Source organism: uncultured Oscillibacter sp., from assembly GCF_910579365.1.
Classification (GTDB): domain Bacteria; phylum Bacillota; class Clostridia; order Oscillospirales; family Oscillospiraceae; genus Oscillibacter.
On the sequence record NZ_CAJTUX010000037.1, the window covers coordinates 1 to 16,930 of the forward strand.

Genomic DNA, 16,930 nt, shown 5'->3' on the forward strand with positions numbered 1-16,930 from the left:
AACCGCTGACCTCTTGAATGCCATTCAAGCGCTCTCCCAGCTGAGCTATACCCCCGTGTCAGGTGTTCCGCATCAGAACAGTGATTATAATAGCAGAGCCTGGCCGATCTGTCAAGGGGTTTTTCAAAATTTTCTTTTTTTCTTTTTCCCCGCCTGTTCCGACCCGCCGAAAAAGCCCGTACAGGCGGAGACGGAGCGGGAAAATCCCGCTCCGCCCTTGTCATCGCGCCTCGGAAACAATGCTGTCCACAGCCTGATCCACGGCGACACCCAGCTTGTGAATTCCCTGATCCACCTGCTTTTTCATGGTCCTCCGGCTGCTTTGGGGCGCCATTATTCCCGCCGCCGCGCCAGCCGCCAGGCCGGCGCTCATACCGATCAGAAATCCGGTACTCTTTTTCATCTTGATTCACTCCTTTTCAGCACAAGTCCAGTATGCCCGGAGACAAAGAGAAAAAACGCCGCGCCATTTGCCAATGACTGTGAAACGCGCTATACTATGGAAAAGAATCGATTTTCAGGAGGCATCATCATGACGACCGTCTATCTCATCCGTCACGCCGAGGCGGAGGGCAACCTCTACCGCATCGCCCAGGGCCAGCACGACAGCAACCTCACCGACCGGGGCTGGCGGCAGGTGCGGGCTCTGGAGCGCCGCTTCGCCGCCGTCCATATCGACGCCGTTTACGCCAGCGACCTCTACCGCACCAGGGCCACCGCCTCCGCCATTTACAGGCCCAAGGGCCTGCCGCTCCATCTTCGCCGGGACCTGCGGGAGATTTACGTGGGCGGCTGGGAGCAGCGGACCTGGGGGGACATCGCCCGCTCCACGCCGGAGGCCATGGCGGACTTTGGCAGGCGCATGGACCGCTGGTCCATCCCCGGGGCGGAGACTCCGGCGCAGGTCCTGGAGCGGATTCGGGCCGCCGTGGAGGACATCGTCCGGGAAAACCCGGGCAGGACCGTGGCCGTCTTCTCTCATGGCTACGCCATCCGGCTCCTCCTGGCGAACCTCCAGGGTTTTTCCCTCCGGGACACCGGAGAGAAGTCCCCCACCGGGGACAACACCGCCGTCTCCCTGCTGGAGGGGGATGGGGACGGCCTCCGGGTGGTCTTTATGAACGACAGCGGCCATCTGAAAACTCCGGAGTATCTGGCGGGGGAAACCAGCGTCCGCCGGGCCTATGCCCTGGAGCCTGGCCTCTGGTTCCGGCCCCTGGGGGAAGAGGAGGCCCGAGAGCGGCTGGCCGCCGCCTGGACGGAGGCGGGCGGGTCCGGCCCCTTCCCTGCCGCCTCCCTGACCCTGGAGGGGCTGCTGGAGGAGGAGCCTGCCGGTCTTCTGCGTATGGACCCGGAGACGGGGCTCGTGCTTCTGGTCCACATCCGGCCGGAGTTCCGGAGGCGGGGCTTCGGCATCCAGCTGATCGGCCAGGCGGTGCAGCATACCCGCGCCCGGGGAGGCGAGGAGCTGTCCGCTGTCCTGCCGCCGGAGAGCTCCGCCCGGGCATTCTTCCTGGACTGCGGCTTCGCCCCCCGGGAGACGCCGGAGGGCCGGGAGGCCCTGGTGAAGTTCATCGGCTTTGACCCGGATATTGGAAGGCCGTAAAGACTTTGTAAATCCTATGTCCCGTCCGGCGGATTCCGACAAAGTTAGCGTTGACAAAACGTGTATGATTTCTTTATAGTGGTCTCACAGCTCATGGCTTCATAAAAGGGAGTAGCTTGCGAACAGCGCCGGGGGTCTTTTGGGACAGCCCGGCGGGAAAGCGCGGCGCGGCTCGTCATCACGACAGTGCTTCACTGTCCGGGCACGCCGAAAAGCGAGACTTTTATCCCGTGGGACAACTGCCGGCGGTTCCGGTGTTGTTCTGCGGGATAGAAGTCTCGCTGAATTTTTGGAAAGCGGTGGACATGATGGAAATTTGGATTACGGTACTGTTGTTCTTGTTGGGGCTGCTCCTCATCATCAAGGGCGGCGACTGGTTTTTGGACGGCGCGGTCTGGATTGCCGAGGCCACCGGCGTGCCCCGGTTCATCATCGGGGCCACCATCGTCTCTCTGGCCACCACCCTGCCGGAGCTGACGGTCTCCGTCACCGGCACCTTCCAGGGGGAGGTGGACCTCGCCGTGGGCAACGCCGTGGGCTCCGTCACCGCCAACCTGGGGCTCATTCTGGGCATCTCCCTGGTGTGCATCCCCTCGGTGGTGAAGCGGGCCCAGTTCCAGCTGAAGGCGCTGCTGATGGTCCTGGGGGCGGCGCTGCTGCTGGTCCTATGCCGGGGGGGCGTTCTGGAGACGCTGCCGGGGCTGACGCTGTTTATCATCTTCGGCGTCTATCTCTGGAGCAACCTGCGGGACGCCAAGGCCGGCATGGCGGAGAACCGGGAGACCCGCCGCAAGGGCCGCACCGTCTCCCGGCGGCAGATGATGGAAAAGCTCCTCCTCTTCGTTCTGGGCATTACGGCCATTGTCATCGGCTCCCGGCTGCTGATCAACTACGGCAGCGAGCTGGCCCTTCTGATGGGAGTCCCCGCCAGCATCGTCGGCGTGACCATGGTGGCCGTCGGAACCTCCCTGCCGGAGCTGGTGACGACGCTGACGGCCATCGCCAAGAAGGAGGCCTCCATGTCCGTGGGCAACATCATCGGGGCCAACGTCATTGACCTGACCATGATTCTGCCCATCTGCTCCGCCGTCAGCGGCGGGGCGCTGACCATCGGGGCCCAGACCACGGCTCTGGACCTGCCGGCCTGTCTGCTCATCTGCTGCGTGGCGGTAATTCCGCCCCTGGCGACGGAGCGGTTCTACCGCTGGCAGGGCGTGCTGATGCTGGGGCTGTACGCCGGGTATCTGGCGCTGCTGGTAACCTGAGGGCAAGACAAAAGGCCCGGCACGGTTTTCCGCGCCGGGCCCCTTTTCATCCCTCAGGACTCCCCGTCCTCCTCCAGCAGGCGAAGGCCGGCCAGATCCGTCACCGGCAGGGAGAAGACCACGGACTGGGCCTTGGTCCCCATTCCCGCCTGGGTCATGACCGCCTTCATGATGGGCTTGCGGTCCGCCTCCTTGGCCAGGATGAACACGATCTCCTTTTCCGCCGCCAGGGAGACGCCGAAAAATTTCCTGGCCAGCTCCGTCCCCGTGCCCTTGGCATGGACGGTGGTGCCGCCGGCGGCCCCGGCGAAGCGTGCGGCGTCCATCACCTGGTCCGTATAGCCCCGGTTGGTGATGACCACAATCAGCTCGTGGGTGATCTCCTTTTCCATATCGTTCTCCTCCGCCTCCCCTTGCAGCAGATAGTCTCTGGCCCTGGCGCCGCCGATGCTGGACAGGGGCACCGTCATTAAAATGCCCCGGCCCGGCACATCCAGCCACAGCTCCCGCTGCGCCCGGCGCACCAGGCGGGAGGAGCGGGGGGACGCCAGCAGCAGCACCACCTTCTCCGTGGCCTCCAGCCCCAGATAGTCCAGCACCTCCGTGGCGGCGGTGCCCTGGCCCAGGACCGACAGCACCAGCGAGGCCCCCTGGGCCTGGAACCAGGCGGCGAACTCTCCGCCCCGGCTGCGGTCCGTGATGGTGATAATCAAAACGGCTCCGGACATCGGCGGCCCTCCTCTCTCAAAACTCTTGAACGCTGCGCCGGGCGGCTCACAGGTCAATGATCTCCTCGTCCTCCGCCTCTTCGGCCAGTCTGGCCCGCAGCTTCCACTGGTAGACCAGACCCAGGAGCTGGATGGTCAGAAGCGGCGTCATGGCCACCATGGCGACAACGCCGAAGGCGTCCGTGACAATGCTGCCCCCCAAAGCCTCGCAGGCCCCCATGGCAAAGGGCAGCAGAAAGGTGGCCGTCATAGGCCCCGAGGCCACGCCGCCGGAGTCGAAGGCGATGGAGGTGAACATCTTGGGCACGAAGAAGGAAAGGCCCACCGCTAGCAGATACCCCGGTACCAGGAACCAGAAAATGGAGACGCCCGTGAGCACCCGGATCATGGCCAGCCCGATGGAGACCGCCACGCCGGCGGAGAGGCTGGCGCTCATGGCCCCGCCGGGAATGGCCCCGGAGGTGATCTCCTCCACCTGCCGGTTCAGCACGTGGACCGCCGGCTCCGCCTGGACGATGAACCAGCCCATCAGCATGCCGGTGGGCACCAGAATCCAGCGGAAGGGCAGGGCGGCGATCTGCCGGCCCAGATAGGCGCCCGCCGGGAGAAAGCCCACGTTGACCCCCGTGAGGAACACGGCCAGGCCAACATAAGTATACAGGAGGCCCACCGCGATTTTCAACACCTTTTTCCGCGTCAGCCGCAGGGCGGCGATCTGGAAGAAGGCGAAGAACGCGGCGATGGGGAAAAGACTCTTCATCACCTCCCAGGCGTAGCGAGGCAGGGCGGAGAGAAACAGCCCCCCCAGCTTCCGGCTGTCCGCCGCCTGGGGCATGGGCGTGGGAACGTAGGCCCCGGAGGCGGGATAGATCATCGCCAGAATCAGCACCGCCAGAATGGGCCCCACGGAGCACAGGGCCACCAGGCCGAAGCTGTCCTGGGCGGCGTTTTCGTCGCTTCGGATGGAGGAGACGCCCAGGCCCAGGGCCATGACGAAGGGCACGGTCATGGGGCCCGTGGTGACGCCGCCGGAGTCAAAGGCCACGGCCAGAAAGTCCTTGGGCACAAAGAAGGCCGCCAGGAGAAACACTGCGGCGTAAGACCCGATCAGCATCCACTGAAGGGAGACCTGGAACAAAATGCGCAGCAGCGCCGCCACCAGGAAGACCCCCACGCCCGCCGCCACGGCCCCCACCAGCGCGGTGTTGGGAATGCCGGGGACCTGCCCCGCCAGGACCTGGAGGTCCGGCTCCGACACCGTGACCACCACGCCGATCAAAAAGCTGACGGATACGATGACCTCCAGCTTCCGGGACCGGGCCATGTGGGAGCCCACCTGTTCACCGATGGGGGTCATGGCCGCCTCGGCGCCCAGAGTGAAAAAGCCCATGCCGATAATCAGGAGCACGGCCCCCGCCAGAAAGGCAAGCAGAATGTCCACCGGCAGCGGGGCGAAGGTCAGGCACAGCGCCAGCACAATGGCGGTGATGGGCAGCACGGAGGCCAGCGCCTCCCGCACCTTTTCCCCCAGGACGGTTTTTGTCCGTCCCACTTCGTCCTGCCAGCGCCTGCCTTTGGTCATGGGACCTCCTCCTTCAAACGGAATATTTTTACAATCCCATTTTAGCACAAAATCGAGGCGTTTCCAAGGGAAGCCCGGACTTCTTTGCAAGAATTTTACACGCCGGGCGCGGCTTTCCGGCGGAGGAAAAATTCCTGTTGCATTTTCCGCCTCTTTTTCGTAGAATATATGTTTGAGAAATCAAAATTTGGATGCCGGCGGGTCCACCGCCGGAGAAGCGAGGTACATATGAATCAAAAAGAGCTTGGCGAGCTGCGCCGCCGCTTCCGCCCGGAGAAATCCGCCGTCAGCCGGGTTTACGGCTGCTATGTCAACGGCTCCAGCCGGGAAATCATCTCCTATCTGGACGAGTCCCTGGGGACCATGCCCCAGGAGGAGGCGGAGAAGTACCTGAGCCTCCTCAAAAAGGCCCTGTCCGGGACCTTGGGAAAGCAGCTGATCGACATCGTCTTCTCCACCCGGCAGGTGGCCGACAGCGACGAGCACCGCCTCCTCTCGGCCCTGCGGGAGTCCGAGCTCCGGGACGGGGAGATTCGAGAGACCTTTTACCGCACCGTCATCGACGCGCTGGACATGGGAGAGAGCAACTACCTCCTCCTTCTGGCCCACGACGCCTACGACGTGCCCCACCGGAACAAAAACGGCGAGACCGACGGGTCCGACGAGGTGTTTTCCTATATCCTGTGCGCCGTGTGCCCGGTGAAAAACTGCAAGATGGAGCTGGGCTATTTCCCCGGCGAGAACGAGTTCCACAGCTGCGCCGCCGGGCAGATCGTCTCCGCCCCGGATCTGGGCTTCCTCTTCCCGGCCTTTGACGACCGGGCCGCCAACATCTATAACGCCCTCTTCTACTCCCGCAAGCCCGACCAGCTTCACCAGGAGTTCATTGACGCCGTCTTCCGCACGGAGGCCCCCATGTCCGCCGCCGAGCAGCGGGAGGCCTTTGAGGGCGCCCTCTCCGGCGCGCTGGAGGGCGCGTGCAGCCTGGAGGTGGTCCAGGCCGTCCACGGCCGTTTGGTGGAGAAGATCGAGGCCCACAAGGACAGCGGGGACCCGGAGCCCCTGGCCCTCTCCGCCGGGGAGATCGGCGGCATGCTGCGGGACTGCGGCGTGCCGGAGGAGCGGACCGCCGCCTTCCAGGAGCAGTGCGGCCAGGCCTTCGGCGGCGGGGCGCTGAACCCGGAAAACCTCATCGACGCCAAGCGCTTCGACGTGAAGACGGAGCAGGCCACCATCTCCATCGACCCGGCCTACAGCTATCTGGTGGAGACGCGGATCATCGGCGGACGGAAGTACCTGCTGATTCCCGCCGGAGAGGGCGTGGAGGTCAACGGCCTCTCCGTGGAGCTGGAGGCCGGAAAGACGGAGGAGTGAATAACCAAAAGCGGCCCCCGGCTTTCGCCGGGGGCCGCAGAGCGTCCGGAGACGCGAAGAGCCGGTTGAATGGAAGGGAAGCGCGAACCGGGAGGTTGGGCGTCACGCTCCGCCGCCCTCCGCGCCATAGGGGCGGAAGGAGGAGGTCAGCACCCGCTCCAGCACCGGCGCGTCGGGCTTTTCCACCCGGAGGAGAATCTGCTCCCCCGCGGCCCGGCCCAGCTCCTCCACCGGCTGGATAATCTGGTCCACCTGGTCGTAGTAAAACTCGTAGGCATGGGTGTCATAGTCCACGAAGCTCACCAGCTCCAGGTCCCGCTGGGGCCAGATGTCCTTTCCCCGGAGGTAGGCGATGGTCACGGAGGCCATCAGCCCCTGGCAGACCAAAATCGCGTCGCAGCCCAGGGACAGCAGCTCGTCCAGGCAGGGCGGCGCGCTGTCCTCCATGGAATCGCCGTAGCGGATGAGGGCTTCGTCCTGGGTCAGACCGCAGTCCGCCACCGCCGTCTGATAGGCGGCGATGCGCTCCCGGGTGGTGGAGAGCCGGGGAAGCCCCCCGATGATGCCCACCCGGCGTTTCCCCTTGGCCGCCAGGCGGCAGACGCTGCGGTAAATGGGCTGGAAGTTGGACACGGAGACGGAGGAGTACTTCTGCGCCTCAAAGGTCCGGTCCACCAGCACCACCGGAAAGCCGGCGGGAATCAGCCCGTCCAGCCGGGAGAAGCGGTCCATGGTGCTGGCGATGAGCAGCCCGTCCACCAGTCCCGCCGTCAGGAGGCGGAGGTTCGTCTCCTCCCGCTCCATGCTCTCCTTGGTGTTGGCGATGATGAGGTGATAGCCGTTGGCGGAGAGGTAGTTCTCCGCGGACTCGATGATGGTGCCGAAAAATTTGTTGGAGATGTCCGGCACGATGAAGCCGACGGTCTTCTTCTTCCCGGTGCGGAAGCTCCGGGCGGAGGCGTCGGGAGTATAGCCCAGCTGGCGGATGGCCTGATAGACCTTCTCCTTGGTGTCGCCGGAGACGTAGCGGGTGTTGTTGATGGTGTGGGAGACCGTGGCGGTGGAGACCCCCGCCAGGCGCGCCACGTCGCTGATGGTGACTTTCATGGCTGCCTGTCCTTTACGTAAGAAAAAATCGGTTTGCGCAAATGATAAACTTGTAGTAGTATAAGACAGCTTTTGATTTTCGTCAAGCGATTTTGACACTTTTTGACGGGGGAAATTTTTCCCCTGTCCGCTCGGAGGAATAGAAGGGGCCTTTGCGCCCTGGAAATCCGAAAAATTTTCCCTTGTGTTTCGGAAGCCGTTGTGCTATACTCCTCCTGCGGCAGGTGCCATCACCCTGCCGGCCCTCCCCAAAAAGGGGCAGACTAAAAAAATGGAGGAATTTCATCATGTCTGAAACCCGTTTCAGCACCCGGAGGCTGGCCCTGGCCGGTCTCATCGCCGCCCTCTACGCGGCGGCCACCCTCATCCTGCCCATTCCCCAGTACATGGGCGTCCAGTTCCGCGTGGCGGAGGCCATGACGGTGCTGCCCTTCCTGTTTCCGGAGGCCATCCCCGGCCTGGCGGTGGGCTGCTTCCTGGCGAACCTGCTGGGCTCCCCCATCATGCTGGACTGGATTTTTGGCACCCTGGCCACGCTGCTGGCGGCCCTCTGGAGCCGGCGGATGCCGAACCTCTATTTGGCGGCCCTGCCGCCGGTGGTGTGCAACGCGGCCATCGTGGGGGCGGAGATCGCCTGGTTCACCGTCCAGAGCGGCGAGGGGACCTTCTGGCCCGCGTATGGCCTCAGCGCCCTGACCGTGGGCCTGGGAGAGCTGGCGGCGTGTTATCTCCTGGGCGTGCCCCTGGCGAAAATGCTGGGGAAAACCCTGGGGGCCCGAGACCGTCTGGAGGTTCGGGAGTAAAAAGAGCGGAGGACGGAGGGACATCTCCGTCCTCCGTTTGTTTGACCATGAGCATTTCGCCGCCTTTGGCGGTGTGGAAACGTGGGGCGCGCCGGGCGGCTGCGGGAAGATGGACGCGGAGCCGCGAGAAGCGTGAGCAAAGCGCCGGGGACGGGAGAATTCCCGTTCTTTTTTTGCGCGCTCATAAGAAATTTGCAAAATTCTGAGACAATGCCACTCCCCCCATCGTATCATAAGTGAGAGTACTCCCAACCAACCAACGAACGAGGACGACATATGGACAAGGCCCACTTTACCGCCGCTGTGGAGCGGTACAAAGACATGGTTTTCCGCACGGCTCTCCACACCCTGGCCAGCCCCCAGGACGCGGACGACACCGTGCAGGAGGTCTTCCTGCGCCTGTTTCAATACCAGGGGACCTTTGACGGAGAGGAGCACCTGCGGCGCTGGCTGCTGCGGGTGACGGTGAACCGCTGCCGGGATCTGCTGAAAAGCCCCTGGCGGAAGCGGCGGGTCTCCTGGGAGGAGGCGCCGGAGACCCCAATTTTCGACAAGCCGGAACAGGCGGCCTTGTACCGGGAGGTCATGGCCCTGCCGGAGAAATACCGGACGGTGCTGAACCTCTTTTATTATGAGGAGCTCAGCGTCCGGGAGATCGGAGAGCTGCTGGGGGTGGGCGACTCCACGGTGACCACCCGGCTGGCCCGGGCCCGGCGGCGGCTGAAAGAACGATTGGGGGAGGACTGGCAGGATGAGTAACCGGAAGTTTTACCAGGAGACCTTCTCCCAGGTCCATGGGACCAGAGAAATTCGATGGGAGGATTATGAGATGACAAGACGCGGAAAGAGCCTGAAATGGCTGGTGACCCTGGCCGCGGCGGCCGCTCTGCTGGCGGCGCTGTCCGCCCTGGCGGTGGCGGCGAACTTCTTCGGGCTGCGGGACGTGTTGCTGCCGGAGAAGCACAGCGTCGGCGTGCTGGACGAAAACGGCGTTGTGGTCCCCGGAGAGAAGGCGTTCAAGGACTTTGTCAGCCTCTCTGGCTGGGGGGACACCCCGGAGAGCAAGGCCCTGGCGGAGTGGCAGGCGTTCCTGGAGAGTTACGATCAGGACGGGTCCATCATCAGCCGGATCGGCAACGCACCCACGGGCTTCGAGGAGCGCTATGGGCACTATCTGGTCTACACCCAGGAGATGGCTGATAAGCTGGAGGAGATCATCGCGAAATACAATTTGAAACTCCACAGCTGGATGGAAGTCGTCCTGCCGGAAACCTGGTCCATAGCTGCGGGAGACTTCTTCCGGGAGAACGTGACGCCCTATTCCGGCTATATCTACGAAAACGGTACCTTCCGCTTCGACGGCGACACGGAGCTGGACGGCTATGGAACCATTGAATATCAGTTCAGCCGCTCCGTCAGGGGGACCTTTGACGACGTGGCGCTGAACATCGGCGACCTCCGCGACTTTGAGGAGTGGGGGTTCCAGGCGGCGGACGGGACCAACGTGACCCTGGGCCTGGGGGCCCGGAACCGTTCGCTGATTCTGGCGGACCTGGGGGACAGCTTTGTGCTGGTGAACGTGCTGACGGGAAGGCAGGGGGACGATACCTTTTCCTCCGGGGCCATTGGCCGGGAAGAGCTGGAGGAACTGGCGGACAGCTTTGTCTATTCCGTCCTGACCCCGGCGCGGGAGCCGGACCTGGACGCCATTCTGGACGCCAACGCCCGGTATATGGAGGCGCTGGAAAGCCAGCCCCCGGAGACCGCCCCGGAGGAGACCGGGGACCCGCTGTACAATCAGACGGGGATGCGGAGTGATACTGCCCGGGAGTTTGTCCTGATGCTGGCGGAGCGGATAGAGGAGAACCGGAGGGAGGAGGTGGCGAAGCTCCTGGTCTACCCTGCCCAGGTGGAAGTGGCCGCCGGGACCTTCACGGTGAATTCGGCGGAGGAGTTCCTGCCCTACTATGACGAGGTGATTGGACAAAACCGCCTGGGCCTCTCCACCGCCATGACCTGGGAGCCTACGCCGGCGGAGTTCCAGATTTTCAGCGACGGCAGCGGCCTGGCCGCCGCGGCGGATGGGGCCGTGTGGTTTGGGCTGGTGGAGGAGAGCGTCATCCGCGTCTTCACCATCCAGACGGATCAGGCCGCCGTCCGGGCCCAGGGCGGCGGGACGGCTTCCCAGGACGCCGGGGAGGATCCGCTGTACATCCGGACAGGCATCTCGACGGATGTGGGACGGGACTTTGTGCGGAATCTGGCGGACCTCCTGGCCGGCGGGAAAACGGAGGAGGTGGCGAACCTCCTGACCTACCCCGCCCAGGTGAAGAGCCCCGGCGGCGAGTGGATAGTCAATGCGCCGGAGGAGTTTTTGGAGCACTACGACGCATCCGCCGGGGCTACCCTGGCGGCGGACCTCCAGGCGGACCCGGAGCCCTTCGCCGACGGCAGCGGCCTGGCCTCCGCCGCCAATGGGGCGGTGTGGTTCGGCCAGGTGGAGGACGGCAAAATTCAGGTTTTCACCCTCCAGTCGGACGTGTGGCAGTGGAGCGTCCGCTATTGGGGAGAAGACCGGCCGTGAATACGCAGCGAGGACCGGGAACGTCCAGTTCCCGGTCCTCGCTGTTTTAGCAAAAAGGGCCCGCGCAGGGGGCGCGGAGCGCTTCCGCCTGGAGGCGGCGCGTCCTATTCCGCCGGAGGGGAGAGAATCCACAGCGGCGCGCCGTCGTGGCGGCTGGGAGAGAGCTCCTCCAGAATCAGGGAGAGGTCCCAGGGGATGAGGCTCCGGTCCCGGCTGGCGGGGTCCGCGGTCAGGACTTCTCCGCTGAGAATCACGCCCCGCAGGAGGATGAAGTGCCCGCCCTTGGTGAAGTGCCCTTTGGTCATCAGGGCCACGGCGATCTCCCCTGTAGCGAGGCGGGCGCGGAGCTGGTCCGGGTCCAGGGCCTCCGGGTCCAGGGCCTCGCAGCGCAGGCCGTAGGTCTCCGCCACGCCCTGGACGATGGAGAGGTAGGAGCCGTGGCCCCGGCACCAATAGCCCTGCCGGACGCAGAGCCGGGCCATCTCCTCCGGGTCCACGATCTCCCCTGTCAGAGTGGAGACGGCCATGGCCATGGCGGCAGGGCCGCAGCCGTGGCTGCTCAGGGGATCGGAGCCGTATTTCTGTTCCGCCCGGGCTTCGTCGGTCTGGTTGAAGTAGACCACATCCACCCCGCCGCCGGTGAGAATCTCCCGTCCCTCCCGCTGTACCAGGTCGCTGATTAGGGGGTCCAGAATCTCCCTGGGCGGAGGGGCCTCCGGCTGGTCGAGGACGGAGTCCTCCCCCGGTTCGGCCTCCGGCTCCGGCGGAGGGGCGGTCAGCTCCTCCATCCAGGCCCGGAGGGAGTCTCCAGCGGCCTGAGCCCGCTGGGAGAGGGCGGAGGCGGCTTCCCCCGCCCGGTCCGCCAGGGCGCTTCCCGCCCGGCAGACGCCGGCCCAGGCGGCTTGTCCCGCCTGGGAGACTACCCGGGCCCCCTGGCGCACCGGTTCCACAATCTCCTGGTAGAGGGCCGGTTCGAACAGGCGGCAGGCCAGAAGCTCCGCCCCGGCGACGCAGATCAAAGCCAGAAGGATGGCGGCGGTATACCGGACCCAGGGGGGTCTTTTTTTCGGTTCCGGCGGCGGGGGAGACGGCTGGCGCATGCGGCGCAGCTCCTCCAAGGCCCGCTCCTCCGGGGAGGTTCGACGGCGGCGCATGGCGGTTCTCCTGTGATAATTTTTCTCTCACTATACCACACCGCCCCCGCCCTCTTCAAGGGCGGGGGCGGTTTTCCGCAGGAAGAAAATATTGCCGGGAAACCGGGCCGCCCTGAGAGCGGCCCGGCTGAAGCGTTATCTGCGGTAGTTCTGCATCCGCCAGACAATGGCGGAGACCTGCCCCCGGGTCAGAGTGTTGGAGGGGCGGAAGGTGCTGGTGCCGTTGCTGAAATACCCCTCGACAATGCCGGCGGCGTTCAGCGCCTGGACATAGACGTCCGCCGTGTCGGTGAAGGGCTTCACGCTGGAGAGGTTGTTGATGTCCAGCTTCAGCGCTCCGGCGGCCAGCTGGGCCACCTGGAGGCGGGTGATGGACCCGCTGAGGTTCACGTTGCTGCGGGTAATCAGCCCGTCGGCCTGGGCCTTGGAGAGATAGCCGCTGAAGGTGCTGCCCTTGACGGTGGGGGCCTGCTCGGAGTACCCGGCGGCCAGCATGATGAGCTTCAGCGCCGCGCCGTAGGTGATGGTGTTGTCCGGCTTGAAGTTGCCGTCGCTGTACCCGTCGATGACGGAGGCGTCCGCCAGCTCCGTGACGTACTTATAGCACCAGGTGGAGGCGGTGATGTCCCCGAAGCGCTTGTTGGTGTTCAGAACGCCCATGGAGAACATGCCCGAGGCGATGGCCACGCCATTGGCGTTCAGGGCCACGTAGGGAATCTCCACCGGGCCGGTGTGGGTGCTGGTGGGCACGAAGCGGAGCTGCCCCAGCTGCTGGGAGCCGGTGTTGTAGCCATAGACCGTGGTGGTGTTGGCGGGGGTGGCCGTGCCGGTGCCCACGTAGATGGCGCCCACGCTGGCGGCGGGGAGCTTCAGGAGCTGGAAGCCGCTGGGGGCGGTGCCGGTGGCGGCGGAAACGGCGGCGTAAATGGAGGAGGCCGGGAAGGTGACGGCGGTGTTCCGGGGGGTGGGGCCGTAGACCTCGGAGACGGCCTTGTTGGTGACGCTGATGAGGATGGACCCGGTGACGGACTGGCCGCCGGTGCCGTAAGCCGTGAAGGGAATGCTGGCGCAGTAGTTGGAGCCGCTGGGCACGTAGGTCAGCTCCGTCAGGGCGTACTCGCCGGGGGAGGCGGGGCTGAGGTAGAAGCTGCGGCTGCGGTTGGCGGCGGTGATCTGCTCCCGGGCGGAGGTGCCGTAGCGGCTGGCGCTGTAATAGTTGTAGTACAGCGTCCCGGCGGCGGGCACGTCGGAAAGGGTCACGTATTGCAGCGTGCCGCTGGGATAGGTGCCCTTGTAGAACCGGGCCAGGTCGTTGGCGTTGATCTGGACGTTGGTGCCGGTGGTGACGGCGTAGCGCACGCTGCCCACGTAGTTGGACGTGGCGGAGGCGGGCGCCGTGGGCGCCAGGACCAGCTTGCCCTCCACCGTGCGGGAGTTGGTGCCGTACGCGGTGAAGCGCAGCGTCACCTTGCCGCTGGTGAAGGAGCTGGCGGCGGCGAAGGTCAGGTCGTTGAGGGCGTAGTCCCCCCGGCCCGCGTCGTTGGCGTTGTAGTAGAACCGGACGTCCCGAAGGCTGCTTCGGGAGAAGGAGTTGGAATAGCTGGTGTTGTACCCGGTGTAAAGAGTTCCGTAAGCGTCGGGGAAGTCCGTGGCGCTGGGAACGTCGAAGACCACGTAGTCCAGGTTATAGCTGCTGTAGGTCTTGCGGAAGAACTCGTCGAACTTCACCCGGTCCAGGTTCACCGTCTTGCCGGGGGTGACGGTGTAGGTGATGTCCCCGCCGGCGCTTGTGCTGACCACCAGCTTCAGCGTGCCCTGCTCATAGTCGCTGTCGCTGTAATAGGCCCGGAAGGGGATGGAGAGCTCCGCCTTGTCCTTGGCGGCGCTGTCGGGCCGGAAGGTGAGGCTGCTGAGGGCGTACGCGCCGTAGCTGGAGCTGGAGTAATAGAACTGGGTCTGGGTGTAGGTGAGGCTGCTGCGGTTGAGCTGGGTGCTTCCGGCGTAGAGCCTGCCGGCGAAGCTGGCGTAGTCGCTGCCGGCGTCAAAGGCCACGTAGCGGATGGTGCGGCTGGTGCCGGACATGGTCTGATAGGCCTTGTTGAAGTCGTCGGCCTTGAGTTCCACGCTGCCGCCGGGGGCCGCCTCGTAGGTGATGGTGTTGACGGAGGAGGTGATGTTGATCCGCAGGACGCCCTCCTCATAGTCGCTGCTGCCGTCGTAGTAGGCCCGGAAGGGGATGGAGAGGCTGGCCCCCTCCTTGGCGTTCCGCTCCGCCTGGAAGGTCAGGTCCTCCAAGGCGAAGTCGCCGTCCCGGCTGTCGTCGTAATAGAAGAGGGTCCGGCTGTAGGTCAGGTCCGACAAAGTCAGGTCCCGGTTCTTCACATACAGGCTGCCGGCGAAGTTCTTATAGCTCTCCGGCGCGTTGAAGGACACGGCGCTGATGGTCCGGTTCTTGTACCCGGAGAGGGCGCGGTAGACGTCGTTGAAGTCGCTGCGGTTCAGCCGGGCGGTGCCGCCGGGGGCCACATTGCAGGTGACGGTGTCCGCAGGACCGTTCTTGTCGATGATGATCCGCAAGGTACACTTGGCGGAGTCGTCCCGGTTGTAGTAGGCCTGGAAGGGAATCTCCAGGGTGTCCCCCTCCCTGGCGCCGCTGCTGGCCCGGAAGATCAGGTCGTCCAGGGCATAGTCGCCGTAGCTGGTGCCGGAGTAGTTGAACTGCTCCCGGCTGAGCTCGTTGCGGGTGAAGTCGGAGTGGCCGGAGGCGCTGATCTTGCCGCTGAAGTTGGTGTAGCTGCTGTCCGGGTCGAACTCCACGTAGCGGATGGTCCGGCTGGAGTTGGCCACGTCCTGATAGGCGCTGTTGAAGTCGCTGCGGTTGAAGGTGACGGAGCCGCCGGGGGCCACCCGGTAGATCACGTCGCCCTCCTGGCCGTCCTTGTCGATGACGATGCGCACCGTGCCGTCGTAATAGACGCCGTTGTTGTTATAGGCCCGGAAGGGAATGGAGAGCTCGGCGTTCTGCTTGGCGCTGGTCTCCGCCTTGAAGTTCAGGGTGTCCAGAGCGTAGTCGCCGTAACGGTCGCTGCTGAGATAGAAGCTCCAGCGGGAGAGGCGGTCCCGGTCCAGGGAGCGGGAGCCGGTGTAGAGCATGCCGGCGAAATTGTCGTAGCTGCTGGAGGGGCTGAAGGTGACGTAGCGCAGGGTGCTGGACCCGCCGCTGAGCTTGCTGTAGGCGTCCTCAAAGTGGGAGACCTTGAAATTCACCGTGCCGCCGGGAGCCACCTTGTAGGTGATGTCGGCGGTGGCCACAGGGGAGCCGGAGAGGGTGATGGAGCCGGAAATCTGGTTTCCGAAGTTATCCGCGGCGGTGTAGCTCAGGGTCATGCTGCCGGAGGCGGCGGGGATGAAGTAGAGATAGTTGGGAAGGTCGCTGAAGGGGTAGTTCCCGGTGCTCAGGGCGGCCTTGCCGCTGGTGGAGTACAGGGTTCCGCTGCCGCTGGTGGAGAAGCGGACGCTCTGGAAGCTGTTCACGCCGATGAGGGCGTTGAACTTGGCGGCGATTTTCGTGCGGATGTCCCCGCCGATGATCTTGCCGCCGGTAGTCCCCACGCCGAGGGAGTCATTCTGCCCCGTGGCGGCGAGGGTGTAAACCGCGTAATAGGTGGTGTTCTGGTTTACGGCCATGGCGGCCACCTGGGCGGAGGTATAGCGGGGATTCAGGCTGGCGTTGTTGTAGACGCCGGTGGTGGGCGTGGTGGTCCAGCCGGTGAAGGTGTAGGTACAGCCGGAGCCGGTCTTGACGGGCGTGCCGGGGTTGCTGGGCCTGCTCCCGGCGGTCAGGGACTGGGGCGTGCCGAAGACGGAGCCGCCGTTCATGAAGGTGACGGTAAGGTTGGCGGCGGTGGCCATGCCGTAATTGCAGACGTCGCACCTGCCGTCCCGGTTGGCGTCGGCGTGGGCGCTGCGGCTGCTGACGTCGGTGCAGTAGCGGCAGCGGTGCCAGTGATAGCCGGAGTCGCTGGTCCAAACGGTCTCGTAGTCATGGGAGTGGGTCAGGGCGCCGCAGCGGGTGCACTTGCCGTCGCTGCCGGGGGTATGGCCCAGCTTGGGGATGACGCCGATCCGGTAGGTCCGGCCGCACTTGATGCAGACGTGCTCCGTATAGCCGTCGGCGGTGCAGGTGGGAGAGACGGTCTTGCCGTTGTCCCGGGGGGAGTGGCTCTCCCGCTCGCTGAGGGAGGGACAGCCCGGCGTGACGCAGTGCTGCTGGTGGCCGGTGTCGTCGCTCTGCCAGGAGCCGCCGGCAAAGGTGTGGCTTCCGGTGGCGGGGATGTCGTCTTCTGTCCAGGTGTAGCGGCACACGCTGCAGGTGTATTGGGTGCTGCCTGCCTGGTAACAGCTGGCATCACGGAGAATCACTGCCTGACTTTTCGTGTGGGGCTCTTTTCCGGAAGTGGCGCCGCAGTCTGGTTCCGGGCACTGCTGCCAATGCGATTCCGTATCGTTGAAATAGTTGTCTCCAAAATTGTGTTCGCCCTCGTGGACAGCCAGCGCCGCCGGCATCATGCCGGCGGTCATGACCAGGGCCAGCAAAAAGGCCGGAACCTTCTTCTTCCAAAATCCGTTCATAAATCAATACCTCCATGCCAGACGCAGTCGAATCTCACGCGTCGATAATACTGCTCCTTATACCATAGCGGAAAGCCCTGCCGCAATCATGAACA

Annotated in this window: 12 protein-coding genes; 6 read left to right on the plus strand and 6 right to left on the minus strand. The window is 64.6% G+C overall.

Going from position 1 to position 16,930, the window contains the following annotated elements; translation table 11 throughout:
* Positions 1 to 220: 220 nt before the first annotated feature.
* Complete coding sequence (locus tag QZ329_RS09640; RefSeq protein ID WP_295751740.1) at positions 221 to 403, minus strand: hypothetical protein; 183 nt, start codon at positions 401 to 403, stop codon at positions 221 to 223.
* A gap of 129 nt (positions 404 to 532) precedes the next feature.
* Between QZ329_RS09640 and QZ329_RS09645 the strand changes: the two genes are divergently transcribed.
* Both QZ329_RS09645 and QZ329_RS09650 read left to right on the plus strand, forming a co-directional pair.
* Positions 533 to 1,606 (plus strand): GNAT family N-acetyltransferase, encoded by a 1,074-nt coding sequence (locus QZ329_RS09645; protein ID WP_295751743.1) that lies wholly within the window; start codon positions 533 to 535, stop codon positions 1,604 to 1,606.
* 305 nt (positions 1,607 to 1,911) lie between these two features.
* Positions 1,912 to 2,871 carry a calcium/sodium antiporter gene (locus QZ329_RS09650; RefSeq protein ID WP_295751746.1) on the plus strand — a complete coding sequence of 320 codons (960 nt, stop codon included), beginning with the start codon at positions 1,912 to 1,914 and terminating at the stop codon, positions 2,869 to 2,871.
* A 53-nt stretch (positions 2,872 to 2,924) separates the two neighbouring features.
* On the opposite strand, the gene QZ329_RS09655 is transcribed toward QZ329_RS09650, so the two are convergent.
* The gene (locus QZ329_RS09655) at positions 2,925 to 3,599 is read right to left on the minus strand and encodes a P-II family nitrogen regulator (RefSeq protein WP_295751748.1); all 675 of its coding nucleotides are present in this window, start codon (positions 3,597 to 3,599) and stop codon (positions 2,925 to 2,927) included.
* A 46-nt stretch (positions 3,600 to 3,645) separates the two neighbouring features.
* Positions 3,646 to 5,181: a DUF1538 domain-containing protein gene (locus QZ329_RS09660; protein ID WP_295751750.1), complete on the minus strand. Its 1,536-nt coding sequence runs from the start codon at positions 5,179 to 5,181 to the stop codon at positions 3,646 to 3,648.
* A gap of 228 nt (positions 5,182 to 5,409) precedes the next feature.
* On the opposite strand from QZ329_RS09660, the gene QZ329_RS09665 reads away from it, so the two are divergent.
* Positions 5,410 to 6,555 carry a DUF4317 domain-containing protein gene (locus QZ329_RS09665; RefSeq protein WP_295751753.1) on the plus strand — a complete coding sequence of 382 codons (1,146 nt, stop codon included), beginning with the start codon at positions 5,410 to 5,412 and terminating at the stop codon, positions 6,553 to 6,555.
* A gap of 102 nt (positions 6,556 to 6,657) precedes the next feature.
* Here the strand turns inward: QZ329_RS09665 and QZ329_RS09670 are convergent, their stop codons facing one another.
* Positions 6,658 to 7,662, minus strand: coding sequence for a LacI family DNA-binding transcriptional regulator (locus QZ329_RS09670; protein WP_295751757.1), 1,005 nt, complete (start codon positions 7,660 to 7,662; stop codon positions 6,658 to 6,660).
* 287 nt (positions 7,663 to 7,949) lie between these two features.
* Between QZ329_RS09670 and QZ329_RS09675 the strand changes: the two genes are divergently transcribed.
* The 3 genes from QZ329_RS09675 (at position 7,950) to QZ329_RS09685 (ending at position 11,049) form a co-directional block, all read left to right on the plus strand.
* Positions 7,950 to 8,465 (plus strand): QueT transporter family protein, encoded by a 516-nt coding sequence (locus QZ329_RS09675; RefSeq protein WP_295751760.1) that lies wholly within the window; start codon positions 7,950 to 7,952, stop codon positions 8,463 to 8,465.
* 276 nt (positions 8,466 to 8,741) lie between these two features.
* Complete coding sequence (locus QZ329_RS09680) at positions 8,742 to 9,224, plus strand: sigma-70 family RNA polymerase sigma factor (protein ID WP_295751763.1); 483 nt, start codon at positions 8,742 to 8,744, stop codon at positions 9,222 to 9,224.
* Entirely contained in the window at positions 9,217 to 11,049 is a 1,833-nt protein-coding gene (locus tag QZ329_RS09685; RefSeq protein ID WP_295751766.1) for a hypothetical protein, read from the plus strand. Before QZ329_RS09680 ends, QZ329_RS09685 begins: the two co-directional genes overlap by 8 nt.
* A 104-nt stretch (positions 11,050 to 11,153) precedes the next feature.
* On the opposite strand, the gene QZ329_RS09690 is transcribed toward QZ329_RS09685, so the two are convergent.
* Positions 11,154 to 12,203: a C39 family peptidase gene (locus QZ329_RS09690; RefSeq protein ID WP_295751768.1), complete on the minus strand. Its 1,050-nt coding sequence runs from the start codon at positions 12,201 to 12,203 to the stop codon at positions 11,154 to 11,156.
* Between the two features lie 135 nt (positions 12,204 to 12,338).
* Entirely contained in the window at positions 12,339 to 16,835 is a 4,497-nt protein-coding gene (locus QZ329_RS09695; protein ID WP_295751770.1) for an S-layer homology domain-containing protein, read from the minus strand.
* Between the last annotated feature and the right edge of the window lie 95 nt (positions 16,836 to 16,930).